Annotated in this window: 26 protein-coding genes; 15 read left to right on the top strand and 11 right to left on the bottom strand. The window is 70.7% G+C overall.

From position 1 onward, the window contains the following. The first annotated feature begins 53 nt into the window (after positions 1-53). The 8 genes from AXW62_RS23120 to AXW62_RS23150 all read left to right on the top strand — a co-directional run bounded on the left by AXW62_RS23120 (position 54) and on the right by AXW62_RS23150 (position 7937). A complete protein-coding gene (locus AXW62_RS23120; RefSeq protein WP_079115747.1) occupies positions 54-926 on the top strand; it encodes a thiazole synthase in 873 nt (290 codons plus the stop codon). Between the two features lie 198 nt (positions 927-1124). Further along, entirely contained in the window at positions 1125-1583 is a 459-nt protein-coding gene (locus tag AXW62_RS23125; protein WP_060946207.1) for an SRPBCC domain-containing protein, read from the top strand. A gap of 86 nt (positions 1584-1669) precedes the next feature. Further along, positions 1670-3595: a Stk1 family PASTA domain-containing Ser/Thr kinase gene (gene pknB / locus AXW62_RS23130; RefSeq protein ID WP_079115746.1), complete on the top strand. Its 1926-nt coding sequence runs from the start codon at positions 1670-1672 to the stop codon at positions 3593-3595. A 160-nt stretch (positions 3596-3755) separates the two neighbouring features. Beyond that, on the top strand, positions 3756-3911 hold the full coding sequence (locus AXW62_RS44070; protein ID WP_159060940.1) for a hypothetical protein: 156 nt from the start codon (positions 3756-3758) through the stop codon (positions 3909-3911). Positions 3912-3920: 9 nt separating this feature from the next. After that, positions 3921-5810 carry an alpha/beta hydrolase gene (locus AXW62_RS23135; protein ID WP_060946191.1) on the top strand — a complete coding sequence of 630 codons (1890 nt, stop codon included), beginning with the start codon at positions 3921-3923 and terminating at the stop codon, positions 5808-5810. Beyond that, positions 5807-6349: a hypothetical protein gene (locus tag AXW62_RS23140; protein ID WP_143712823.1), complete on the top strand. Its 543-nt coding sequence runs from the start codon at positions 5807-5809 to the stop codon at positions 6347-6349. The genes AXW62_RS23135 and AXW62_RS23140 overlap by 4 nt, the downstream gene beginning before the upstream one ends. 57 nt (positions 6350-6406) lie before the next feature. Further along, positions 6407-7282 carry a deoxyribonuclease IV gene (locus AXW62_RS23145; protein ID WP_060946193.1) on the top strand — a complete coding sequence of 292 codons (876 nt, stop codon included), beginning with the start codon at positions 6407-6409 and terminating at the stop codon, positions 7280-7282. Positions 7283-7373: 91 nt separating this feature from the next. Continuing rightward, on the top strand, positions 7374-7937 hold the full coding sequence (locus tag AXW62_RS23150) for a DUF4396 domain-containing protein (protein WP_063817638.1): 564 nt from the start codon (positions 7374-7376) through the stop codon (positions 7935-7937). 29 nt (positions 7938-7966) lie between these two features. Here AXW62_RS23150 and AXW62_RS23155 read toward each other — a convergent pair whose 3' ends face one another. Continuing rightward, on the bottom strand, positions 7967-8590 hold the full coding sequence (locus AXW62_RS23155) for a sulfite oxidase-like oxidoreductase (RefSeq protein WP_060946195.1): 624 nt from the start codon (positions 8588-8590) through the stop codon (positions 7967-7969). Between the two features lie 158 nt (positions 8591-8748). Here AXW62_RS23155 and bfr point away from each other — a divergent pair, with 158 nt between their 5' ends. Next, entirely contained in the window at positions 8749-9228 is a 480-nt protein-coding gene (gene bfr, locus AXW62_RS23160) for a bacterioferritin (protein WP_030831554.1), read from the top strand. A gap of 138 nt (positions 9229-9366) precedes the next feature. Here bfr and AXW62_RS23165 read toward each other — a convergent pair whose 3' ends face one another. After that, positions 9367-9624, bottom strand: a complete 258-nt coding sequence (locus AXW62_RS23165) for a (2Fe-2S)-binding protein (RefSeq protein WP_060946196.1) — start codon at positions 9622-9624, stop codon at positions 9367-9369. 134 nt (positions 9625-9758) lie between these two features. After that, positions 9759-11108: a class II 3-deoxy-7-phosphoheptulonate synthase gene (locus AXW62_RS23170; protein WP_030831543.1), complete on the bottom strand. Its 1350-nt coding sequence runs from the start codon at positions 11106-11108 to the stop codon at positions 9759-9761. A gap of 219 nt (positions 11109-11327) precedes the next feature. Here AXW62_RS23170 and AXW62_RS23175 point away from each other — a divergent pair, with 219 nt between their 5' ends. The 4 genes from AXW62_RS23175 (at position 11328) to AXW62_RS23185 (ending at position 14749) form a co-directional block, all read left to right on the top strand. Continuing rightward, positions 11328-11918: a Uma2 family endonuclease gene (locus tag AXW62_RS23175; RefSeq protein ID WP_030831540.1), complete on the top strand. Its 591-nt coding sequence runs from the start codon at positions 11328-11330 to the stop codon at positions 11916-11918. A 195-nt stretch (positions 11919-12113) separates the two neighbouring features. Continuing rightward, the gene (locus tag AXW62_RS23180; RefSeq protein WP_060946197.1) at positions 12114-12650 is read left to right on the top strand and encodes a hypothetical protein; all 537 of its coding nucleotides are present in this window, start codon (positions 12114-12116) and stop codon (positions 12648-12650) included. An 18-nt stretch (positions 12651-12668) separates the two neighbouring features. Next, on the top strand, positions 12669-12725 hold the full coding sequence (locus AXW62_RS47550; RefSeq protein WP_488186596.1) for a trp operon leader peptide: 57 nt from the start codon (positions 12669-12671) through the stop codon (positions 12723-12725). 92 nt (positions 12726-12817) lie between these two features. After that, on the top strand, positions 12818-14749 hold the full coding sequence (locus tag AXW62_RS23185; RefSeq protein ID WP_060946198.1) for an anthranilate synthase family protein: 1932 nt from the start codon (positions 12818-12820) through the stop codon (positions 14747-14749). A 335-nt stretch (positions 14750-15084) separates the two neighbouring features. On the opposite strand, the gene AXW62_RS23190 is transcribed toward AXW62_RS23185, so the two are convergent. The 4 genes from AXW62_RS23190 to AXW62_RS23205 form a co-directional block, all read right to left on the bottom strand. Beyond that, entirely contained in the window at positions 15085-16113 is a 1029-nt protein-coding gene (locus AXW62_RS23190) for a 6-phosphofructokinase (protein ID WP_060946199.1), read from the bottom strand. Positions 16114-16292: 179 nt separating this feature from the next. Then, a complete protein-coding gene (locus AXW62_RS23195) occupies positions 16293-16973 on the bottom strand; it encodes a response regulator (RefSeq protein WP_030831531.1) in 681 nt (226 codons plus the stop codon). Then, positions 16970-18223: a MacS family sensor histidine kinase gene (macS, locus tag AXW62_RS23200; RefSeq protein WP_060946208.1), complete on the bottom strand. Its 1254-nt coding sequence runs from the start codon at positions 18221-18223 to the stop codon at positions 16970-16972. The genes AXW62_RS23195 and macS overlap by 4 nt, the downstream gene beginning before the upstream one ends. A gap of 79 nt (positions 18224-18302) precedes the next feature. After that, entirely contained in the window at positions 18303-19028 is a 726-nt protein-coding gene (locus tag AXW62_RS23205; protein ID WP_060946200.1) for a lysophospholipid acyltransferase family protein, read from the bottom strand. Between the two features lie 126 nt (positions 19029-19154). Between AXW62_RS23205 and AXW62_RS23210 the strand changes: the two genes are divergently transcribed. Then, positions 19155-19970: an alpha/beta hydrolase gene (locus AXW62_RS23210; RefSeq protein WP_060946209.1), complete on the top strand. Its 816-nt coding sequence runs from the start codon at positions 19155-19157 to the stop codon at positions 19968-19970. Next, on the top strand, positions 19963-20661 hold the full coding sequence (locus tag AXW62_RS23215) for a hypothetical protein (protein ID WP_060946201.1): 699 nt from the start codon (positions 19963-19965) through the stop codon (positions 20659-20661). The genes AXW62_RS23210 and AXW62_RS23215 overlap by 8 nt, the downstream gene beginning before the upstream one ends. A gap of 390 nt (positions 20662-21051) precedes the next feature. On the opposite strand, the gene AXW62_RS23220 is transcribed toward AXW62_RS23215, so the two are convergent. The 4 genes from AXW62_RS23220 to AXW62_RS23235 form a co-directional block, all read right to left on the bottom strand. Then, positions 21052-21849, bottom strand: coding sequence for an endonuclease/exonuclease/phosphatase family protein (locus AXW62_RS23220; protein ID WP_060946202.1), 798 nt, complete (start codon positions 21847-21849; stop codon positions 21052-21054). 22 nt (positions 21850-21871) lie between these two features. Next, positions 21872-22813 carry an ROK family glucokinase gene (locus AXW62_RS23225; RefSeq protein WP_060946203.1) on the bottom strand — a complete coding sequence of 314 codons (942 nt, stop codon included), beginning with the start codon at positions 22811-22813 and terminating at the stop codon, positions 21872-21874. 56 nt (positions 22814-22869) lie between these two features. Further along, positions 22870-23343, bottom strand: a complete 474-nt coding sequence (locus AXW62_RS23230; protein WP_060946204.1) for a DUF5304 domain-containing protein — start codon at positions 23341-23343, stop codon at positions 22870-22872. A gap of 118 nt (positions 23344-23461) precedes the next feature. Further along, a partial coding sequence (locus AXW62_RS23235; protein WP_442267817.1) for an ArsA family ATPase occupies positions 23462-23655 on the bottom strand: 194 nt, incomplete at its 5' end.

The following is a 23655-nucleotide window of genomic DNA, read 5'->3' on the forward strand; positions in this document are numbered from 1 at the left end:
CGCCCACCACGACCGCCACAGACCGCACGCCCACCCCCAACCCCAAGACCGCCATGTCCACCACATCCATCACGGACCCCACGACCGCCCCAGCCCCCGCGACGGCGCACCCCCCGGCGGCCCACGGCGTCGCCGCCGACCCGTTCACCATCGCCGGGACCACGTTCGGCTCCCGCCTGATCATGGGCACGGGCGGCGCCCCCAGCCTGGAGGTCCTGGAGCGCTCGCTGCTGGCCTCCGGCACCGAGCTGACGACCGTCGCGATGCGGCGGCTCGACCCGACTGTGCAGGGGTCGGTGCTCTCCGTGCTCGACCGGCACGGCATCCGCCCCCTCCCCAATACGGCCGGGTGTTTCACCGCCGGTGAGGCCGTGCTCACCGCCCGCCTCGCCCGAGAGGCCCTGGGCACCGACTGGGTCAAGCTGGAGGTGGTCGCCGACGAGCGCACCCTGCTCCCCGATCCGATCGAGCTGCTGGACGCCGCCGAGACCCTGGTCGACGACGGGTTCACGGTCCTTCCGTACACCAATGACGATCCGATCCTGGCGCGGAAGCTGGAGGACGTCGGGTGCGCCGCGATCATGCCGCTCGGCTCCCCGATCGGCTCCGGTCTCGGCATCCGCAACCCGCACAACTTCCAGCTGATCGTCGAGCGCGCCACCGTGCCGGTGATCCTCGACGCGGGCGCGGGCACGGCGTCGGACGCCGCGCTGGCCATGGAGCTGGGGTGCGCGGCGGTGATGCTCGCCTCCGCGGTCACCCGGGCGCGGGAGCCGGAGCTGATGGCGGGGGCGATGCGGCACGCGGTGGAGGCGGGTCGGCTGGCCCACCGGGCGGGCCGCATCCCCCGCCGCCACTTCGCCGAGGCGTCCAGCCCGGCCGAGGGGCTGGCGGCCCTGGACCCCGAGCGCCCGGCGTTCGGCTAGTTCTGCCGTCCGGGGACGTTGGTGACGGACGACGCGCCGTGTCCGCCGGGCGGCATCCCACAGGCCGCGCCGCCGGGCGGCATCCCGCGGGCCGCGCCAGTGGGCCCGGCCCAGCGGGCCCACCGTCCGGCGCCGCCCTCTACCGTGGACCGAGGGGGGCACACACAGCGTGCGGCGCACAGGGCGGAGGTGGTCGCCGTGACCGTGACCGTGGCCGACCGGATCGAGCGGGAGGTGTACGTACGGGCGCCGATCGACCGGGTGTGGCGGGTGCTGACGACGCCCGAGCACATCCGCGCCTGGTACGCCCCCGGCGGCTGTGAGATCGATCCGCACCCCGGCGGGACGCTCCGGTTCCGCTGGGACGAGCACGGGGAGTTCCACGGCCGGGTCGAGCGGGCGGTCCCCGACGCCCTCTTCCGCTTCCGGCTGGCCCTGGAACCCGATCACGCCCCCTCGGCCCCCGGGGAAGCGACCGTGGTGGAGTTCGCGCTCTCCGCCGAGGGACGGGGCACCCGGCTGCGGTTCGCGGAGAGCGGTATCCGCGCCCTGGCCGTCCCCGACGAGGCGAAGGCCAAGCACGCCGAGTACGCCACGCTGTCCTGGACCTCCGCCCTCGAGGAACTGGCCGCGATCGCCGCCGCATCGCACAACTGACTCACCGGTGTCACCGTTCCGCTGCAGTCCCGCTCCGCCCGGGGCGACCGGTCCTGGCTCATTCGGGCCCCTCGTAGACTTCCCCCGTGGATACGACCCTCCAGGACCCCCTCGTCGGGCAGGTGCTCGACGGCCGCTACCGCGTCGAGGCGCGCATCGCCGTTGGCGGGATGGCGACGGTCTACCGGGCCGTCGACACCCGGCTCGACCGTGTGCTCGCCCTGAAGGTGATGCACCAGAGCCTCGCCTCCGACGCCGCCTTCGTCGACCGCTTCATCCGGGAGGCGAAATCCGTCGCGAGACTCGCGCACGCCAATGTGGTCGCCGTCTACGACCAGGGAACGGACGGCGACCACGTCTATCTGGCCATGGAGTACGTCGCGGGCTGCACCCTGCGCGATGTGCTCCGCCGGCGCGGGGCCCTGCATCCGCGCGCCGCGCTGGACATCCTGGAGCCGGTGCTGGCCGCGCTCGGGGCGGCCCACCGCGCCGGTTTCGTCCACCGCGACATGAAGCCGGAGAACGTGCTGATCGGCGACGACGGCCGGGTCAAGGTGGCCGACTTCGGGCTGGTCCGGGCGGTGGACACCAACACCAGCGCGTCCACCGGCGCCGTCCTCGGCACCGTGTCGTATCTCGCTCCCGAGCAGATCGAGCACGGCACGGCCGACACCCGCGCCGACGTCTACGCCTGCGGTGTGGTGCTGTACGAGATGCTGACCGGCGTCAAGCCGCACGGCGGCAGCACCCCGGCGCAGGTGCTCTACCAGCATCTGAACGAGGACGTCCCGCCGCCGTCCGCCATCGCGCCCGAGGTCGCCCCGGAGCTGGACGCCCTGGTCGCCTCGGCCACCGCGCGCACCCTCGAGGAACGCCCCGCCGACGCCGTCGCGCTGCTGGGCGCGGCCCGCACGGCGCGCGCCGCGCTGACCGACGCCCAGCTGGACGCGGTGCCTCCGCAGGCCAAGGAGGACACCTCGGCCGGTTCGGAGAACCGTACGACGGTGATTCCGCGCCCGACGGCGGCAGGTGACGACCCGGAGCCGCTCCACCACACCAGCCGCCTGGAGCTGCCCCCGGAACCGCCCCGGCCGGAGGGGCGCGGCCGGGGTGGCCGGGGGCGGCTGCCGCGCCGCGGGATCGTCACGATCGTCGCCGCGGTGCTGCTGCTGATCGGCCTCGGCGTCGGCGTCTGGTACGTCAGCGTCGGCCAGTTCACCGAGGTTCCGCCGGTGCTGCGGAAGACCCGGGCGGAGGCGGAGAAGAAGCTGCACGACGCCGGTCTCGATGTGAAGGTCGTCAATGAGTTCAGCGATGTCGTCCCCAAGGGCAAGGTCATCGGCTCCAAGCCCGGACCGGGCGAGCGCGTCCGCGGCAGCGTGACCATCCGCGTCTCCCAGGGGCCGCCGCGGGCCGAGGTGCCCAATGTGGTGGGCATGCCGCTCGCCGACGCCAAGCGGAAGATCGCGGACCAGGGGCTGACGGTCGGCAAGGTCACGCGTCGCTTCAGCAGTGAGACGGCCCAGGGCTCGGTCCTCTCCACCAGCCCGGGTTCCGGCTCCGTACGCCGCCCGGAGACGGCCGTGTCGATCGTGGTGAGCGAGGGACGGCCGGTCGACGTCCCGGATGTGGTGGGCGATTCGGTCGCCGAGGCCCGGTCCACGCTCCAGGAGGAGGGCTTCAAGGTCAAGGTGGCCGAGCGCCAGGTGTTCTCGGAGGAGGACAAGGGCTCGGTCGCCGCGCAGTCCCCGTCGGCGGACGACCGGGCCGCCAAGGGCGACACGGTGACGCTGACCGTCTCCAAGGGCCCGCAGATGATCGAGGTGCCGGACGTCACGGGCCTGAAGGTCGACGAGGCCAAGCAGCAGCTGGAGGAGGCGGGCTTCAAGGTGAACGTCGACAAGGCGCTGCTGTTCCCCGGGAACACGGTGAAGGACCAGTCGGTGGAGGCCGGGGACGAGGCGCCCAAGGGCAGCACCATCACCATCAAGCTCGACGGCGGCGTGTTCTGACTCCCCCCGGCCTGCACGGACAACACCGCCAGGTCGGTCTTGCTTCAGTCTCCGCGCTGGGCAGGGTGAATCGGAGATGTCGCGGTCCGGGCGACTGAGTACGAGTACTCATGGAGGCGTCCCGTCCGGCCCTCTACGCTGAACCTTTGGTCACTGTGAGTTGCGTGAGGCGACAGAGGGGGAGTACGTGTCGTTCGACGCGGAGTGGGCGCAACGCAAACGCGAGGCATCCGGTGACGCCGGGATGAACCTCGCGAGCGCCGGCACCAAGCCCAACGGGGGACAAGGCGTCGGCGGCGAGAGCCGGGGCAGGTGACGGGGAGCAGTGGATTACGCGACTCTCAAGTCCCTCAAGCCGTCGGAGTTCGAGGACGCCGCCGATGGCTATCAGGCCGTCAGCAACATGGCGGACCACGCCAGGGAGAGTGTGGAGCAGCGGATCGCCGCCAAGATGCAGGCAACCCTTAAAGGCGAGGCCGCATCGGCAGCCCTGACTCAACTGCGGAACTTGGGACAGAACTTCCATTACATCCAGGTCGAGTGCGGTCTCGCCAGTACGGCGCTGAACGCCATGGCGAGTGACTTCCGGGCAGCGAAGAAGAAGCTCGACTCCGCCGTGGCGGATGCGCATGACCAGGGGTTCACGGTGAACGCGGATGGTTCGGTGAGCTATCCGGCGGGAGGCGAGAAGGACGAGGACGGCAAGACCCCGGAGGGCGGGAACGTCTCCGGCATCGCGAACGCCTCGTCGAAGGGCCCACTCACGGACGCCGGTGATTCGTCGGACACGGCCAAGGCCATTGCCCGACAGGCAGCCAACTTCGATCCCAACCCGAACCATGCCCGGGCCCTGGAGTACGCCAACCGCATCGCCCAGGCGGTCCAGGAAGCGGCGGAGGCCGACGAGCTGTGGGCGCCGAAGCTGCGGTCGCTGAAGGCCGATGACGATCTGACGGTCTCCGACGACGACTGGATCGATGCCAAGAAGGACACCGGCGGCGTTCGCACGGCCGCGAAGAACTATCTGGGCGCCATCAAGGACCGGCCCAAGAACGGCGATCCGAAGTTGACCGCCCAGTGGTGGAAGGGGCTGTCCAAAGATCAACAGGAGGCTCTGATCGCCCTGGATCCAGCCGGCCTGGGGAAGTCGGACGGGCTTCCGGCCGAAGTGCGCGACGAGGCGAACCGCACCGTACTGAGCGAGGCACGCGCCCAGTACCAGAGGGAGCGGGACGCGATCCCTCCCGAGCCCACGAAATTCAGACATCTCGGCCCCAATACCGAGGCGTACACCGACGAATGGCTTGCCTGGCACCACAAGTACGAGAACCGAGCCAAGCAGCTGGACAAAGCATTAGCCGGCATGGACAACATCGAGAAGCGCTTCGAGAGGACAGGGACGAAGAACCTTCCCGAGGCGTATCTGATCGGATTCGACCCCTTTGCGAATAGCGACGGAAGGGTCATCATCGCCAACGGAAATCCGGACACTGCCGACCACACCGCAGTGTATGTACCGGGCTCGAAGACGGATATACGCAGTATCAACGACGAGCTCGACAAGAGTGAGACGCTGTGGCGGGAGAGTTCTTCTCTGCGTCCCAATGATTCCGTGTCGACGATCACGTGGTTCGACTACAACGCGCCGCGCTCAGTAAAGCCCATGATCGAACACGATGTGTTACCCGAGGCCATGTTCGATGACCAGGCGGCCGAAGGGGCTCCCCGTCTCCGACAGTTCCTCGACGGCAATGCGGCGGCACACGAGTCGGCCACGGGAGAAAAGGGCCACAGCACGCTTATCGGCCACAGTTACGGCACTACGGTTATCGGGGACGCCGCCAAGGTCGATCCTCCTTACCACGGGGGCCAGGCCCACGATCCCCTGCCGGTGGATGACGTGATGACGGTAGCGAGCCCTGGCGTACAGGCAAAGTCGCCCGGTGACATGGGTCTCGACCCCAAGCACTTCTGGGCGATGGCTTCCCCAGACGACAGCGTACCAGGATGGGGCAAGACGGCCGGACTCGGTGAAGACAGGATCGTTCCCTCGGATCCGGAGTTCGGCGCCAATATCATGACGACAGACACCGAGGGCCATAGTGGCTACTGGGATTACAAGGACAATGAGGCCTCGAAGAGTCTGACAAATCAAGCCGGCGTCATTGTGGGCGAGTACGACGAAGTTGGACTGAAGCAGGAGGCTCACGAGTGACTCTACAGAACGGAAGGACGGTTCGCGCAACTCTGGCGCTACTGGGCGCCCTGATGCTGACGGTGGGGTGTTCCTCGATGGACGGAAATTCGAGCGGGCTGGAATACGAGCCACAGGTTCGCAAAAGTCGAGCAGTGGAAGAGGAAGTCGGCACCCTCTCCAGCAGGCTGCTCGAAATGCTGAAAATCAAGGGAAAGGTGACCGACCTTGCCCCCATGGCCAGCTCCTGCCAAGTGAGCGACGACGCTACGAAAAAATATCGCAGCGTTCGACACCCGTGGTCCATCTACGATGTCGACAACAAGACCCTCGAAAAGGGCATGAACAACCTTGCGGCGCAATTGCCGAAACAGGGATGGCGGGTCGTGAAGGACGGGCCAGACGAAAGCAGGAATCGTAACCGGGAGATTCTGGCCGTGCACACCAAAACACACACCCAGATGGAAGCCACCTGGAGGAAGCGGCCCGAAGGCGACGACCCGCTCATCTCGTTCGCCGTGTACTCCCGGTGCTTCCGCGATCCTGGCCACTCCTCCTGACCTCCTTGGCTTGAGGCCAGGGCCGGGGCGGGAGCCGGCGGCTGGGATGCTGGAGGGGTGAGCACGAACCGCATCCGCAACCCCATCGGGGGCCATGTCCGTGTGGCCGGTGGCCTCGCCACCGTCGGCCTCGCGCACGCCGCCGACATCGGCGCCGAGACCGTCCAGGTCTTCGTCGCCAATCCGCGCGGCTGGGCCACCCCGGTCGGTACGCCCGCCCAGGACGAGGCGTTCCGCGCCGGCTGCGCCGAGCGGTCGATACCTGTGTACGTCCACGCCCCCTACTTGATCAACTTCGGTTCGCACACCGAGGCCACGGCCGAACGCTCCGTCGCGTCCCTGCGCCATTCGCTCCGCCGAGGCCGGGAGATCGGCGCGCTCGGCGTGGTCGTCCACACCGGCTCGGCGACCGGGGGCCGTCCGCGTGCCACGGCGATCGCGCAGGTGCGGGAGCGGGTGCTGCCGCTGCTGGACGAGCTGACGCGGGACGACGACCCCTGGCTGCTGCTGGAGCCGACCGCCGGGCAGGGCACCTCGCTGTGTTCACTGGTGGAGGAGCTGGGTCCGTACGTCGAGGCGCTCGACCGGCACCCCCGGCTCGGCGTCTGCCTGGACACCTGCCATGCCTTCGCGGCGGGCCACGACCTCGCCGCCCCGGGCGGTATGAAGCAGACCCTGGACGAGCTGGTGTCCGTGATCGGCGAGGGGCGGCTCAGGCTGATCCACGCCAATGACTCCAAGGACGTGGTCGGCGCGCACAAGGACCGGCACGCGAACATCGGCGCCGGGCATATCGGGGCGGAGCCGTTCCGCGAGCTGTTCACCCACCCGGCGACCGACGGGGTCCCGCTGGTGATCGAGACGCCGGGCGGCACGGAGGGGCATGCGGCGGACGTCGCCCGGCTGAAGGAGTTGCGCGCCGGGGTGTCCTGAGAACGCGCCCGACGCACTGAGGAATACCCCCAGGGGGTAAAGCGTTGACGAGGGTCGAACGAAATCCGCGACCACCGCTGGGGGCACGGGCATGCGACAGCATGAGCACAGGCAGAGCGGACCGCATGAGCCCCATGGGCACCAGGACCAGGAGCACCAAGGTCATGGGCACCAGGGTCATGGGCACCAAGGCCCCGGTCACCAGGAGCACCACGGGAGCGCGGCGAACTGGTCGATGGCCGCCCAGGCCACCCTGCACTGCCTCACCGGCTGTGCCATCGGCGAGGTCGTGGGCATGGCCATCGGCACAGCCCTGGCCTGGCACAACGTCCCGACCATGATCCTCGCGATCGCGCTCGCCTTCGTTTTCGGCTACTCCCTGACGATGCGGGGCGTGCTGCGGGCCGGGCTCGATATGCGCAGCGCGCTACGGGTGGCCCTGGCGGCCGACACCGTATCGATCACGATCATGGAGCTCGCCGACAACGCGACGATCGTCGTCTTCCCGGGCGCGATGGACGCGACACTGTCCGACGTTCTCTTCTGGCTCAGCCTGGCCCTGTCGTTCGCGGTGGCCTTCCTGGTCACCACGCCGGTCAACAGGTGGATGATCGCCCGGGGCAAGGGGCACGCGGTGGTCCACCAGTACCACTGACCACGCCACGGCGGCGCGGCCGAACGCCCCTAGAGCTCTGGGCCGTCGCCCGGCTCCTCCTGGTAGGAGTAGCGCTGTTCCGCCCAGGGGTCACCGATGTTGTGGTAGCCGCGCTCCTCCCAGAAACCGCGGCGGTCGGCGGTCATGTACTCCACCCCGCGCACCCATTTCGGGCCCTTCCAGGCGTACAGATGGGGCACCACCAGCCGCACCGGAAAGCCGTGCTCGGCGGTGAGCAGCTCCCCGTCCTTGTGCGTCGCGAACATCGTGGTCTCCGCCGTGAAGTCGGACAGCCGCAGATTCGAGCTGAATCCGTATTCCGCCCACACCATCACATGGGTGACGTCCGGCGCCGGCGGTGCGAGCCCCACGATCTCCCTGGCGGAAACCCCGCCCCATTCGGCGTCGAGCATGCTGAATTTGGTGACGCAGTGCAGATCGGCCACGACCGTCGAGTACGGCAGGGCCGAGAACTCTTCATGCGTCCAGCAGTGTTTTTCGCCATCCGCCGTGGCACCGAAGACGCGGAACTCCCACCGGTCCGGCTTGAACTTCGGGACCGGCCCATAGTGCGTAACCGGCCAACCGCGCTGCAGTCGCTGCCCGGGGGGCAGCTTCGCGAGCTCCCCCTCGCGGCTTTCCGACTGACCCATGGGCTCCATGGTCTCAGACCGCCGGGGGTGGTCGTGACCAGGGCATCGAGCATCCGGACAACTGGTGGTAAGCATGGACTTACTGGACGGTCCACCAGGCGCGATGCGACGATGCGCGGTACCTGCCGTTCCCGATCGGATTGGAAGGAGCCCCTCCGATGCAGGGTGACCCCGAGGTCCTCGAGTTCCTCAACGAGCAGCTGACCGGCGAACTGACCGCGATCAATCAGTACTTTCTGCACTCCAAGATGCAGGATCACTTTGGCTGGTCTCGACTTGCCAAACACACCCGGTCGGAGTCCTTCGATGAGATGAAGCACGCGGAGATGCTCACCGACCGGATCCTTCTCCTGGACGGCCTGCCCAATTACCAGCGGCTCTTCCACGTCCGGGTGGGCCAGACGGTGACCGAGATGTTCCAGGCCGACCGGCAGGTGGAGGTCGAGGCGATCGACCGCCTCAAGCGGGGCGTCGAGCTGATGCGGTCCAAGGGGGACATCACCTCGGCCAATCTCTTCGAGGACATCCTCGCCGACGAGGAACTCCACATCGACTATCTCGACACCCAGCTCGAACTGGTCGAGAAGCTCGGGGAGGCACTGTACATCGCCCAGCAGATCGAGCAGCCCAGCGACTGAGACCGAGCGGTCGAGCGACCGATCCGGGGCGCCCGGCCGGGCCGGGACCCGGCTCAGGCCGCCTCGGCCGACCGGGCCGGGGAACGCGTCGGGCCCGCGCCCGTCAGTCCGCCCCGGCCGACCGGGCCGGGACGCCCGTCAGGCCGCTTCGGCCGCCGCCGGGACGGGCGCCGCGGCGGTGGCCGCCTGACCACGGCCCGTCAGGACGACCGGGTCCAGCGCCTCGCGCCGGGGGCAGGCTCCACGGCCCAGCAGCGCCTGGATCTTCCGCACACACGAGCCGCAGTCGGTGCCCGCCTTGCAGGCGCCGGCGATCTGACGCGGGGTACAGGCGCCCGTCTCCGCGTGCTCACGCACCTGCTGCTCGGTGATGCCGAAGCATGAGCAGACGTACACGGGCTCTCCAGCGATGGGATTGATCAGTGAGGTAATCCTTACCTTACCCGCCCTGCCGGACCCCCACAACGCGGGTGGGGCACGGATCCCTGTGATCCGCGCCCCACCCGCGTCTTTGTGATCTTCGCCGGTGCCTACTGGTCCCGGTACATCTCCGCCACCAGGAACGCCAGGTCCAGCGACTGGCTGCGGTTGAGCCGCGGGTCGCACGCCGTCTCGTAGCGCTGGTGCAGATCGTCGACGAAGATCTCGTCGCCGCCGCCCACGCACTCCGTGACATCGTCGCCGGTCAGCTCCACATGGATGCCGCCCGGATGGGTGCCCAGCTCCTTGTGGACCTCGAAGAAGCCCTTGACCTCGTCCAGCACGTCGTCGAAGCGGCGGGTCTTGTGCCCGGACGCCGCCTCGAAGGTGTTGCCGTGCATCGGGTCGCAGACCCAGGCGACCTGGGCACCGGAGGCGGTGACCTTCTCCACCAGGTCGGGCAGCCTGTCGCGGACCTTGTCCGCGCCCATCCGGGTGATGAAGGTGAGCCGGCCCGGCTCGCGGTCCGGGTCGATCCGCTCGATCAGCGTCAGCGCCTCTTCCGGCGTGGTCGTCGGGCCGAGCTTCACCCCCACCGGGTTGCGGATCTTCGACGCGAACTCGATGTGCGCCCCGTCCAGCTGCCGGGTGCGCTCACCGATCCAGACCATGTGCCCGGACACGTCGTACAGCTCGCCGGTGCGCGAGTCGGTGCGGGTCAGCGCCGTCTCGTAGTCGAGGATCAGCGCCTCGTGCGAGGAGAAGAACTCGACCGTCTTGAACTCCTCCGGGTCCACCCCGCAGGCGTTCATGAAGGACAGGGCCCGGTCGATCTCCCGGGCCAGCACCTCGTAGCGCTGACCCGAGGGCGAGGACTTCACGAAGTCCTGGTTCCAGGCGTGCACCTGGCGCAGGTCCGCGTAGCCACCGGTGGTGAAGGCCCGCACCAGGTTCAGCGTCGAGGCCGACGCCTGGTACATCCGCTTCAGCCGCTGCGGATCGGGGATCCGCGCCTCGGCGGTGAATTCGAACCCGTTGACGGAGTCGCCGCGGTAGGTGGGCAGCGTCACCCCGTCGCGGGTCTCGGTCGGCTTCGAGCGCGGCTTGCTGTACTGCCCGGCGATCCGGCCCACCTTCACCACCGGAACCGATCCGGCGTAGGTCAGCACGGCGCCCATCTGCAGGAGCGTCTTCAGCTTGTTGCGGATCTGGTCGGCGCCCACGCCGTCGAACGCCTCGGCGCAGTCACCGCCCTGCAGCAGAAACGCCTCGCCCCGCGCCACGGCCCCCAGGCGGTTCCGCAGCGCGTCGCACTCGCCCGCGAAGACGAGCGGCGGATAGGACTCGAGCTCAGCGATCACATCGCGCAGAGCCGCTCGGTCCGGCCACTCGGGCTGCTGCGCCGCGGGAAGAGACTGCCAGGTGTAGCCACCGGCGTGGGTTTCAGCGTTCACGGTCACCCGCACAAGGTTACGTGGTCTCCCTGGCCGTCCAGCCTGCTTGCCCACGGTGTGAGACACCACCCTCACGCCCTGAGCTCGCACCACACCTTTTCGCCGGGCGCGCCCCCGGCCCGGCCGACGCCCCGGGCGCCCTCCGAACGACCCCTCCGAACGACCGTGCCGCCGCCCGCCCCCGCGGACGGTGGCCACGACACCGAAGTCCCGTACGCTGTCCCCATGAGCGCCGCGCCGCTGCCGGACTGGGTGATCCCACCTCCCGGCGGATTCACCGCCGAGGATCTTCTGCGGCTGCCTGAACTTCCCCCGCACACCGAGCTCATCGACGGAAGCCTCGTCTTCGTGAGCCCGCAGGAAAAATGGCACAGCCGGGTGATCAATCTGCTGGTCGCGGAGCTGGACCGGCAGGCCCCGGACGGGCTGCGGGCCGATCGGGAGATGACCGTACGACTCGCGAAGCGCCAGGCCCCCGAGCCGGACGTGGTCGTGGTGACGAGCGAGGCGTACGACCGCGACGAGCCGTCCACGTACTACGTTCCCGAAGACGTCGTGCTGGCCGTCGAGGCCGTGTCGCCGGACTCGGAGGAGCGTGACCGCGACACCAAGCCCCGGAAGTACGCGAAGGCGGGCATCCAGCACTACTGGCGGGTGGAGAACGACAGGGGACGGACCGTGGTCTACGTCTACGAACGCGACCCGGCCAACGACTGCTTCGCCTTGACCGGCATCCACCACAACCAGCTCAAGTGCACCGCGCCGTTCACCATCGACATCGACCTCACCTCCGTGGGCAAGCGCTCCGCGCACTAGAGATCCGCACCGAACAGCACCGGAGGTCCGCACCGAGCACACGCAGGACGCGTCGCGCAAGGGCGGGCGTCCGGGCATTCTGCGGCCGTTTACGGACAGTCCGTGAAGATGCGGTGATGGAACCGTGCGCTCCTCGGACGCTTTTCGGGTGACCGGCCCACCCCCGTGGCCGGTCCCCATCCGAAGGAGTGCCCCATGAGGAAGCTGCTCCGCCGAGCTGCCGCCGCCTTCGCGGCCGCCGCCTCGCTCGCACTGATGTCGCTGGGCGCCACCCCCGCCCAGGCGGACTCGTCGGCCATCCCGTCCGGGATGACCTGGACCGTACTCGCGAAGGGGACCGACGGCACGATCAGAGTGGGCGCGGACTCCGCGACCGACGCGTACAACGGTGACACCGCCGCCACGGCGACGCTCCCCCTGCTGTGCCTGCGGGTCGACGGCAGCGCCGTGCCCGGCGGGATCACCCCGGACTTCTACGCGGGCTGGGCACGCGGCACCGTGGCCGCGACGCCGCCCGTGTCGGGCAGGTCGCTGACCAGCCGGGCCGCCGCGGACGCGATCTGCGCCCGGTACTACGGCGCGGACTGGCGGGAGGCCGAGTTCCACGACGGCCGGTACGGCGCCAACCTGGAGGCGAGCGGTGGCTGGTCCTTCTGGGCGTACGGCTACGTACCCGAAGGCACCCGCTTCTGGACCGCGATCAACGATCAGCCCGCCAACCCCTGGAACTGATCCTGTAGGGTTCTCGGCATGCACGCGCGACTGACCATGACCTGGTGGTGGACCGCTCATCCGGCGGCCCGCTGAATCGCGCACTCCCAGACACCGCGAAGGCCGCCCGAGGGGCGGCCTTCGGCGTTTCCGCGGGTCGTTCCTCATTCCGGAAGGAATCACCCGCCATGCAGAACCCCCGCGCCCAAGCCGTCGTCGCACGGCTGCTCTCCGATGACGCACCGCCCTTCGCCCTGCTGCACCGACGCACCCCCGGCCGGGCGCCCGACACCGTCGAGGTGCTGCTCGGCCCGGTCGGCGAGGTCGCACGGCTGACCGACATCCCGCTGCCCACCGGGGCGCCGGAGGACGGCGCACCGGTGGCGGACGCGCTCGCCCTGGTGCCGTTCCGGCAGATCCGCGAGCGGGGGTTCGAGGTGCGCGACGACGGGACGCCGCTGGCCGTGCTCCACCCGCGGGAGACCCACGAGCTGCCGCTCGCCGAGGTGCTGGAGGCGCTGCCTTCGCACCGGGTGCGGGTCGAGGGCGGGGCGTTCGACGTGGCCGACGACGCGTACGCCGCCATCGTGAGCCGGGTCGTCGAGGACGAGATCGGCACCGGCGAGGGCGCCAATTTCGTCATCCGGCGGACGTTCCGGGGCGAGATCCCGGGGTTCGGCCGAAGCGACGCGCTCGCGCTCTTCCGGCGGCTGCTGGCCGGTGAGCGGGGCGCCTACTGGACGTATGTGGTGCGGCTCGCGGACGGGCGCACGCTGGTGGGGGCCAGCCCCGAGGTGCATGTGCGGATGTCCGGGGGGACCGTCGTGATGAATCCGATCAGCGGGACCTACCGCTACCCCGAGGGCGGGGCGGACGCGGAGGGGCTGCTGGAGTTCCTGCACGACCGCAAGGAGGTGGAGGAGCTGTCCATGGTCGTGGACGAGGAGCTGAAGATGATGTGCACCGTCGGCGACATGGGCGGGACGGTGATCGGGCCCCGGCTCAAGGAGATGGCCCATCTGGCGCACACCGAGTACGAGCTGCGCGGCCGCTCCTCCTGGGACGTCCGGGAGGTGCTGCGCGAGACGATGTTCGCCGCGACGGTCACCGGATCGCCGGTGCAGAACGCCTGCCGGGTGATCGAGCGCTACGAGCCGGGCGGCCGTGGCTACTACGCGGGCGCGCTCGCGCTGATCGGACGGGACGGCGGCGGCGCCCAGACGCTGGACTCGCCGATCCTGATCCGGACCGCCGACATCGGCGCCGGAGGGTCCCTGGAGGTGGCGGTCGGCGCGACGCTCGTACGCCACTCGGACCCGCGCGGCGAAGTGGCCGAGACGCATGCGAAGGCGGCCGGGGTGCTGACCGCGCTGGGCGTGCGGCCGGCCCCCGTGCGGTCCGCGGCGGACGGCCCGCGGCCACGGCTCGCGGACGATCCCCGGGTGCGGGCGGCGCTGGACGCGCGACGGGCGGACCTGGCGCCGTTCTGGCTGCGGATGCAGCACCCGGAGGAGCCCCAGGGCGGAGGGCTGTCCGGGCATGCCCTGGTGATCGACGCCGAGGACACGTTCACCGCGATGCTCGCGCATCTGCTGCGCACCTCGGGGCTGACCGTGACCGTGCGGCGGTACGACGAACCGGGGCTGCGGGAGGCGGCGTCGGCCCATCAGGGGCCCGTGGTGCTCGGCCCCGGGCCGGGCGATCCGAACGACACGGCCGATCCGAAGATGCGCTTCCTGCGGGCGCTGACCGCGCGGCTGGTGGCCGGGCACCGGCACGGGCTGCTGGGGGTGTGCCTGGGGCACGAGCTGATCGCGGCCGAGCTGGGGCTGGAGATCGCGCGGAAGGACGTGCCGTTCCAGGGGGCGCAGGAGCGGATCGACTTCTTCGGGCGCGAGACGACCGTCGGCTTCTACAACACCTTCACGGCGCGCTGCGACGAGGCGGCGGAGACCGAGCTGGCGATGCACCGCGTGGAGCTGAGCCGGGACCCGGTGACCGGCGATGTGCACGCACTGCGCGGACCGGGTTTCGCCGGGGTGCAGTTCCACCCGGAGTCGGTGCTGTCGCGGGAGGGGTCGGCGCTGGTGGCGGAGTTGCTGGCGGCGGTGCTGGTCTGAAGGGCGCTTCGTGCCGGAGGGCGCTTCGCTTTCGGAGTGCGCTTCGCTTCCGGAGGGGCCTTCGTCCCGGAAGGCGCTTCCTTCCAGAGGACGCTCGGAACAGCCCGCCGGTCCGCAGGCCCCCTGGAGGGGCCCCGGTCCGAACAGCCCCTCACGTCCTGAGCGCTCCGAACAGCCCCGCCGCCGCGACGGGCACCTCGAAGGACCCCGCCGCCGCGACGGGCGCCCCGAACAGCCCCGCCGCTCCGAAGGGGTCGGCACGCCGCAGGGGGCGTGACGATGGGCCGGGTGCGGGGGACGCGCCCGGCCCATCGTCGTACTGCACCCAGACGGCCTCAGCCGAAGAAGACCTCGGCCTCGGCGTAGAGCGTGGGATCGACCGTCTTCAGCCGTGCGGTCGCCTCGGCGAGCGGCACCCGGACGATGTCGGTGCCGCGCAGCGCGACCATCTTCCCGAAGTCCTCGTCCCGCACCGCCTCGATGGCGTGCAGCCCGAAGCGGGTGGCCAGCCAGCGGTCGAAGGCGCTGGGCGTGCCCCCGCGCTGGACGTGGCCGAGGACGGTGGTACGGGCTTCCTTGCCGGTGCGCTTCTCGATCTCCTTGGCCAGCCACTCGCCGATTCCGGAGAGCCGGACATGGCCGAAGGAGTCCAGCGTGTCGTCCTTGAGGACCACATCGCCGTCCCTGGGCATCGCGCCCTCGGCGACGACCACGATCGGGGCGTAGCGGATCTTGAAGCGGGATTCGACCCAGGCGCAGATCTGCTCGATGTCGAAGCGCTGCTCGGGGATGAGGATCACGTTGGCGCCGCCCGCGAGCCCGGAGTGCAGGGCGATCCACCCGGCGTGACGGCCCATCACCTCCACCACGAGGACGCGCATATGGGATTCGGCGGTGGTGTGGAGCCGGTCGATGGCCTCGGTGGCGATGTTGACGGCGGTGTCGAAGCCGAAGGTGTAGTCGGTGGCGGAGAGGTCGTTGTCGATGGTCTTGGGGACGCCGACACACGCGATCCCGTAGTCGCCGGAGAGCCGGGCGGCGACGCCGAGGGTGTCCTCGCCGCCGATCGCGATCAGCGCGTCGACCTCCTGCTTGGCCAGGGTCTCCTTGACCCGGCGGATGCCGTCCTCGCTCTTGAGGGGGTTGGTGCGGGAGGAGCCGAGGATGGTGCCGCCGCGCGGCAGGATGCCGCGCACCGCGCGGATGTCGAGGGGGACGGTGTCGTTCTCGAGAGGGCCGCGCCAGCCGTCCCGGAAGCCGATGAAGTCATAGCCGTATTCCTGTACGCCCTTGCGCACGACGGCGCGGATGACCGCGTTGAGCCCGGGGCAGTCACCGCCGCCGGTCAGCACTCCGACCCGCATCGTTTCTTCCCTTCTCCCGTGAAATCCCGTGATTGGGCCCGGTATGGAAAGCCACGCTAACGGTGATCCAGGTCACACGGGATGGGGCGTCAGCCGATTCCCGTGCGTCCCAAGGGAGTTGGATTTCAACTTCACTCTTACGAGCGGTTACGCGTTGTCACCGCCTCGGCCGGACGGCGTCAGGCGTCGTCCAGGCCGCGCTCGATCGCATAGCGCACCAGCTCGACGCGGTTGTGCAGCTGGAGTTTGCCGAGGGTGTTCTGGACGTGGTTCTGCACCGTGCGGTGCGAGATGACCAGCCGCTCGGCGATCTGCTTGTACGAGAGCCCCTTGGCCACCAGCCGCAGCACCTCCGTCTCGCGCTCGGTCAGCCGCGGGGCGGCCGGCTGGTCGGCGGCGGTGGGCACCGGCTCGCCCGCCAGCCGCCGGTACTCGCCGAGCACCAGGCCCGCGAGCCCGGGGGTGAACACCGGGTCGCCGGCCGCCGTACGGCGCACCGCGTCCAGCAGTTCCTCGGTGCTGGCCGACTTCAGCAGATAGCCGGTGGCCCCGGACTTGACCGCCTCCAGGACGTCCGCGTGCTCACCGCTCGCGGAGAGCACCAGCACCCGCAGCTCGGGACGGTCGGCGACGACCTCCTTGCACACCTCGACGCCCGGCAGCCCGGGGAGGTTGAGGTCGAGCACCAGGACGTCGGGCCCGGCGGCCTTGGCCCGGCGGACCGCCTGCGGTCCGTCCCCGGCCGTGGCCACCACGTCGAACCCGGCCTCGGCCAGGTCCCGGGCCACCGCGTCACGCCACATCGGATGGTCGTCGACCACCATCACCGAAACCGGCCGGCCGTCGTGCTGAGCGGTCATCGTGCCGCCTCCCCCTTCTGCTTCGCCTTCTTCGCCGACGCCTTCGGAACCGTCAACTCCACCTCGGTGCCCTGGCCCGGGGCCGAGATCCACTCGGCGGTCCCGCCCAGGTCGCGCAGCCGTCCCCGGATCGACAGGGCCACTCCGAGGCGGCCCTCGGCCTCCGCGTCCGCCAGCCGGCCCTCGGGGATGCCGGGGCCGTCGTCCCGTACGGTCACCATCACCGCGTCCGGCTCGTCCTCCAGCAGGATCCAGGCGCTGGCGTCCTCCCCGGCGTGGACCCGCACATTGTCCAGGGCGGCGCCGACGGCGGCGGCCAACTCCCCTGCGACGCCCGCCGGGAGGAGCACCGGAGCACCCGGTTCGGAGAAGGTGACCCGGGAGCCCGCGTGCGGTGCCAGCAGCGCCCGCAGATCGCAGGGCCCGCCGTCGGAGCGCTCGGGGCCGGGCGGACAGGGCGGGGCCGACGCGCCCGAGGCGTCCGGGAGGCCCCCGAGGTCCGGTGCGGTGTCCGGCCCGCCCGCGCCGTCCACCCCGCGCGGCGGGGTCACCAGCCCGGTGGAGACCAGGGTGCGCAGCGCGACCTCCTGCTCCCCCGCCATCCGGCCCAGTTCGGCCGCCTCGCCGCCGATCTCGGCGCCGCGCCGCTGCACCATGGCGAGCACCTGGAGCACGCTGTCGTGAATGTCGCGGGCCAGCCGCTCCCGCTCCCGGGTCGCCGCCTCGATGCGCAGCGCGCGGGCGAGGGTACGCTCACTGGCGCGGGCCACCTCGACCACATAGCCGATGGCCACGCTCGCCACCCACACCAGCATCAGCATATGGATGGTGTCCTGGGCGAACCTGCCGCGCTCGATCACATTGGCGGCGCACACCACGGCGGAGGCCCAGGCGCCCCAGCGCCAGCCGCCCTTGATCGCGAAGCCGAGGACCGCGCCCATCGTCCATATGGACGGCAGGGTGGGCGTACCGTCGGCGATCCGGTCGTGGTTGTCCACCAGCGGGGTGAGCAGGATGCCGGCCACCGCGATGCCGAGGTCGCCGACGAGGAACCGCCGGGTGCAGCGCTCGGCCGAGCAGACCATCCGGAAGGTGAGCGCCGTCCACAGCGTCAGCACCGCCATGTAGACGACGGCGCCCAGCGGATGGTCGTAGTCGTCGTAGGAATAGACGCACAGGCCGAGCGCGTAGAGCAGGGTGAGCACCCGATAGACGGTCAGCGCCTGCCACAACGGCTGTTCGACCGACATGCGCACCACACGTTCGCCTCCGGCGCGCGCACGCCTGGACCGCTCCGTCAACGTCCCCCCACCCCCGGTGCCGGCGCCGCTAGGCGCCGGGCGTGTGCTTGTCCTTCTCCTTCTCGGCCTGCTTCCGGGCCGCCTCCGCCTCCGCGATCTGCCGCTTGGCCGCGGTCGCGTAGATGTCCACGTACTCCTGGCCGGAAAGCTTCATGATCTCGTACATGACCTCGTCGGTCACCGAGCGCAGGATGAAGCGGTCGCCGTCCATGCCGTGGTAACGGCTGAAGTCCAGTGGCTTGCCGATCCTGATACCGGGCCGCATCAGCTTCGGCATGACCTTGCCGGGGGGCTGGATCTTCTCGGTGTCGATCATCGCGACGGGGATCACCGGCGCGCCGGTCGCGAGCGCGACCCGGGCCAGACCGCCCGGCTTGCCCCGGTAGAGCCGCCCGTCGGGCGAGCGGGTGCCCTCGGGGTAGATGCCGAACAGCTCACCACGCTTGATCACCTCGATGCCCGCCTTGATGGCGGCCTCGCCGGCGCCGCGCGAGCCGGAGCGGTCCACCGGGAGCTGCCCGACGCCCTTGAAGAAGGCCGCCGTCAGCCGCCCCTTGACCCCGGGGGTGGTGAAGTACTCCTGTTTGGCGATGAAGGTGACCTTCCGGTCGAGCACCGCGGGCAGGAAGAAGGAGTCGGAGAAGGAGAGGTGGTTGCTCGCGAGGATGGCCGGACCCTCGGCGGGGATGTTCTCCAACCCTTCCACCCAGGGCCGGAAGGTGAGCTTCAACGCGCCACCCACCGACAGCTTCATAGCGCTGTAGAACAACCGGGACCTCCTGTATCCGACGAGGAGACCTTAACCTGCCTACCCCCTGTGCGGCGCGCCGCGTACGCTGAGGACCTCGATGCCCACTTCCCCAGTGAACGGAGATCCGTGGTGCCGCTCCTGCCCGGAGCCGAGCCGTTCCGCCACGACGGCGGAGAGATCGGCGTCCTCGTCTGTCACGGCTTCACCGGTTCCCCGCAGTCCGTGCGGCCCTGGGCCGACCATCTGGCGGCCCGCGGTCTGACCGTCTCCCTGCCGCTGCTCCCCGGCCATGGCACCCGCTGGCAGGATCTCGCCGTCACCGGCTGGCAGGACTGGTACGCGGAGGTGGACCGCGAGCTGCGGACGCTGACCAGGACGTGCGAGCGGGTGTTCGTCTGCGGTCTGTCGATGGGCGGGGCGCTCGCGCTGCGGCTGGCCGCCCAGCACGGCGCGGCGATCAGCGGCCTCGCCCTGGTCAATCCGGCCAACAAGGTGCACGATCCGCTGGCGGTGGCGCTGCCGGTGCTGCGCCATCTGGTGCCCTCGGTGAAGGGCATCGTGAGCGACATCGCCAAGCCGGGGGCGCGGGAGTCGGGCTACGAGCGGATCCCGCTGCACGCCGTGCACTCGATGCGCCGGCTGCTGAGCGTCGTCGACGCGGAGCTGCCGCAGGTGACCCAGCCGCTGCTGGTGATGCACAGCCCCCAGGACCATGTGGTGCCGCCGGCCGACTCCGAGCGCATCCTGAGCCAGGTCTCCTCGCGGGACATCACCGAGCGGCTGCTGGAGCGCAGCTATCACGTGGCGACCCTGGACCACGACGCGGAGTTCATCTTCGAGCAGACGGACACGTTCATCACCCGGCTGACGGCGGGTATGGGTGAAGACACCCGGACCGGCCTCGGGAAGGGCAGCGGAAAGGAGGGGGCGGCGGCCAGTGGCTGAGCGCGACTCGAATGAGAACGAGGCGGACGCGCGGCGTGATGACGACGCCGCCTTCGCCGCGATCGTCGCCGCGTACGGGGAGGAGCCTCAGGACCCGCCGGGCGCCGAGCGGTGGCCCGCCGCCGAGAACCTCGACGAGGAGTGGGGCCGGGACCGCCGGTCCGCGACGACTGACGGTGACACGGGCACGGACACCGGCACAGGTACCGGCAAAGGCGTCGGCACCGGCACCGGCAAAGGCACCGGCACCGACGCCTCGGACGACGCCCCCGGTGACGGCGACGCGGTCGGCGAGGCGGCGACGGCGGCGACGGGCGGTCTGACCAAGCCCGACAAGACCGACAAGCCGGTCGGGAGCTTCATCGTCTACGGCCCCGGCGTGGGCCCCCGCGACTGGGAGCCCGCCGAGCCGTCCGAGGACGACTTCGACGAGACCGACGAGGGCCATTTCGTCCCGCCCGAGCCGCCCCCGCTCCCCGAGTCGGACACCACCTCCCGCTTCGCCTGGCTGGGCGTGCTGGGCGGACCGCTGCTGCTGCTCGGCGTGGTGGTGTTCCAGGTGGAGATGACCTGGTGGATCACGACCCTGGGGGTCGGGGGTTTCCTGGGCGGCTTCCTCACGCTGGTGCTGCGGATGAAGGACGACGACGAGGACGAGGACGACGACCCGGGGCGCGGCGCCGTCGTCTGACCCGGCGCCCCGGCCCCCGGCCCCCGGCCGCTGACCCGGTGCCCCGGCCCCGGGCCCGACTGCGAGCCATGGGCCGTGGGCCGACGTTCAGCAGGCGCCGGACCGCGACCCGTAGCGCCCAGCAGGCACCGGACCGTAGGTCATACGTTCAGCACGCTGCGGGCCGTGAACCGTAGTGCCCAGCACGCACCGGGCCGCGAACCGTAACAGTCAGCGAGCTTCGGGCCGTAGGTCATACCCCCGTAGGGCGTCGGGCCGCCGAGCCGTGGCGCCCAGCAGACGCCCGGCCACGGGCCGTGGCGCTCGGGACGGGCCCCCGGCCACGGACCGTGGCGTTTGCGATGGCTCCCGGCCACGGACCGTAGCGCCTGGAGGCTCCGGACGGTGGGCTCAGACCGGGGATACGCGGGGCAGCCTGAGCGCGGCCAGGACCGGAAGGTGGTCGGTGGCCGCTGCGAGGTCCGCGTCGGCGACACCGGGCAGCCCCGCCGGAACCCCACAGCCGATGATCTCCACGCCTTCGGAGACGAAGACGGCGTCGATGCGCTGGTGCGGGTTCCCGGGGGTCCAGGTGGCCTCGCTCCCCCAGGGCTCGGTGGCCCAGCCGTCCCGCAGCTTCCCCGCGATCCGGCGGAAGGCGCGGCCCTCCGGCCGGTCGTTGATGTCACCGGCCGCGATGGCGTACGGGACGTCCAGCGCGGTCAGGTGGTCCAGCAGCATCCCGGCCTGCTCGTAGCGCTCGGCCTCGGCGAGGCTCAGATGACAGCTGACCACGCCGAGCCGGATGCCGTTGCCGTTCCCCGGCCCGCCGGTGTCCCGGTGACCGCCGCCGAAGCGCAGCACGGCGGTCGCGAAACCGCGCTGGTGCAGCCCGGGGACGCGAGGCAGCAGGGTGTCCTCGGCGTGCTCCACCTGGGCGCGCAGCGAGGTCAGGATCATCGGACCGGCGGCGGTGGCCCCGCCCGTGGTGTAGACGAGGCCGGTCTCCCGGGCCAGCCAGGCGGCGGCCTTGCGCCAGCGGAAGAAGCGCGGCGCCTCCTGGACGCAGACGATGTCGGGGGCGCAGGCCCGGATCACCCGGGCCAGCGCCTCGCGGTCGTCGCGCATCGAGCGGACGTTGTAGCTGAGCACCCGGACCACCGCCGCGTCCGGGCCGGTGGTGGATCCTGGCAGGTCCGCGAGCGGCACGATGACGGTCCCCCCTCGGCTCTCAGCCCTGGCGGGCCAGGTCGGCGGCACCGACCAGCCCCGCCTTGCCACCGAGCTGGGCGGCGAGCACCTGGGCGTGCGGACGCCACTGGTTGCCGACCAGCCAGCGCCGGAAGGACTTGCGGATCGGCTCCAGGACGAGATCGCCCTCGTCGGAGACCCCGCCGCCGACGATGAACGCCGAGGGGTCGAAGAGCGAGGCGAGGTCGGCGAGCCCGGCCCCGGCCCAGCGAGCCAGCTCGCGGAAGGAGTCGATGGCGACGGGGTCGCCCTGGCGGGCGGCGTCGCTGATGTGCTTGCCCTCGATGCCCTCGGGGGTGCCGTCGCCGAGGCCCAGCAGGACCGTGGCGTTCTCCGGGGTGGCAGCGGCGCGCTGCCTGGCGTAGCGGACCAGGGCCCGGCCGGAGGCGTACTGCTCCCAGCAGCCCTGGCTGCCGCAGCCGCACAGCAGACCGTCCGGGACGACCCTGATGTGGCCGAACTCGGCGGCGACGCCGAACCGGCCGCGGTGCAGCTTGCCGCCGATGATGATGCCGCCGCCCAGGCCGGTGCCGAGGGTGATGCACACGACGTCGTCATGGCCGACCCCGGCGCCGAAGCGGTACTCGCCCCACGCGGCGGCGTTCGCGTCGTTCTCCACCACGACGGGCAGGCCGACGCGCTGCTCGACCTTGTCCTTGAGCGCCTCGTGCCGCCAGTTGATGTTGGGCGCGAAGAGCACGGTGGCGCGCTTGTCGTCGACATAACCGGCGGCGCCGATGCCGACGGCCTCGATGTCGTGTCCCTCGCTCACGATGCGCACCGCGTCGGCGATGGCGTCGACGACCCCCTCGGGAGTCTGCGGGGTCGAAACCTTGCTCGTCTCGAGAATCGTGCCCTCTTCGTCGACCACACCGGCCGCGATTTTCGTACCGCCGATGTCGACGCCGATGGTGAGTCCCATGAGTCCCTCAGTTATTTGGTCGAACCCCGCCGAGGCTAACGGTACCGGAGGAGCGCTCAATCGAGGTCGATGTGTTCACTACTCGAACTCTCGCCCTCATCGCCAGGGCCCTTGGGACGGTCGTCGGCGCCCCGGGTCCAGCGCCGCTCCTGACCGGCCACGGCGGCGCGATAGGCGGCGAGCAGCTCGGATCCAGCGCCGGCCAGGTGCTCGAACACATCCGGATTGCGCTCGATGACCGGCTCCACGGCTGCCTTCGCCTGTGCGATCAATTGTTGTACGGCCCCCTGAACCGCCGTACCGGCGATCGGCGTCTGGATCCCCGCGACCTTGTCGGCGAGCGCGTCGGCCAGCTTGAGGAACTCCTCGGCGACGCTCCCCGGTTCCTCGGCGGACTGCCGGGCCCGCCGCCGGGCCCGCTCGGCGGCGAGGTCCTCGGCACAGGCCCGCTCCCAGGCGTCGGGATCGATCTCGGTGACCGGCACCTCGGTGTCCGGGGGCTCTGCGGGGCGCTCGGTGGCATCGCTCATGGCGAACTCCTGCGGCGGGATGCTGGCTGCCCGTGTGTTCATCCGGGCTTGTGACCGACGTTACCCGAAGGAGCGGGGCGGGGTCAGAGCCCGGGACCCGCCGGAGGCGGCGCCGGGTTCACAGCCGCTTCGGCCACAGGTCCGGGTCCGGGGTGAAGCGGACCTGGAGCCATCCCTCGCGCAGCCCGGCGCCGGAGACGGTGCAGCGGCGCAGGGCGGACGGCAGCGGCAGCACCCGGTGGAACGGGCCGACGGTGACGATCAGTTCATCGCCCCGGCGCACCAGCCCGAGCCCGTCGCGGTCGGCGCCGG

The organism is Streptomyces hygroscopicus subsp. hygroscopicus (assembly GCF_001553455.1).
GTDB lineage: Bacteria > Actinomycetota > Actinomycetes > Streptomycetales > Streptomycetaceae > Streptomyces > Streptomyces hygroscopicus.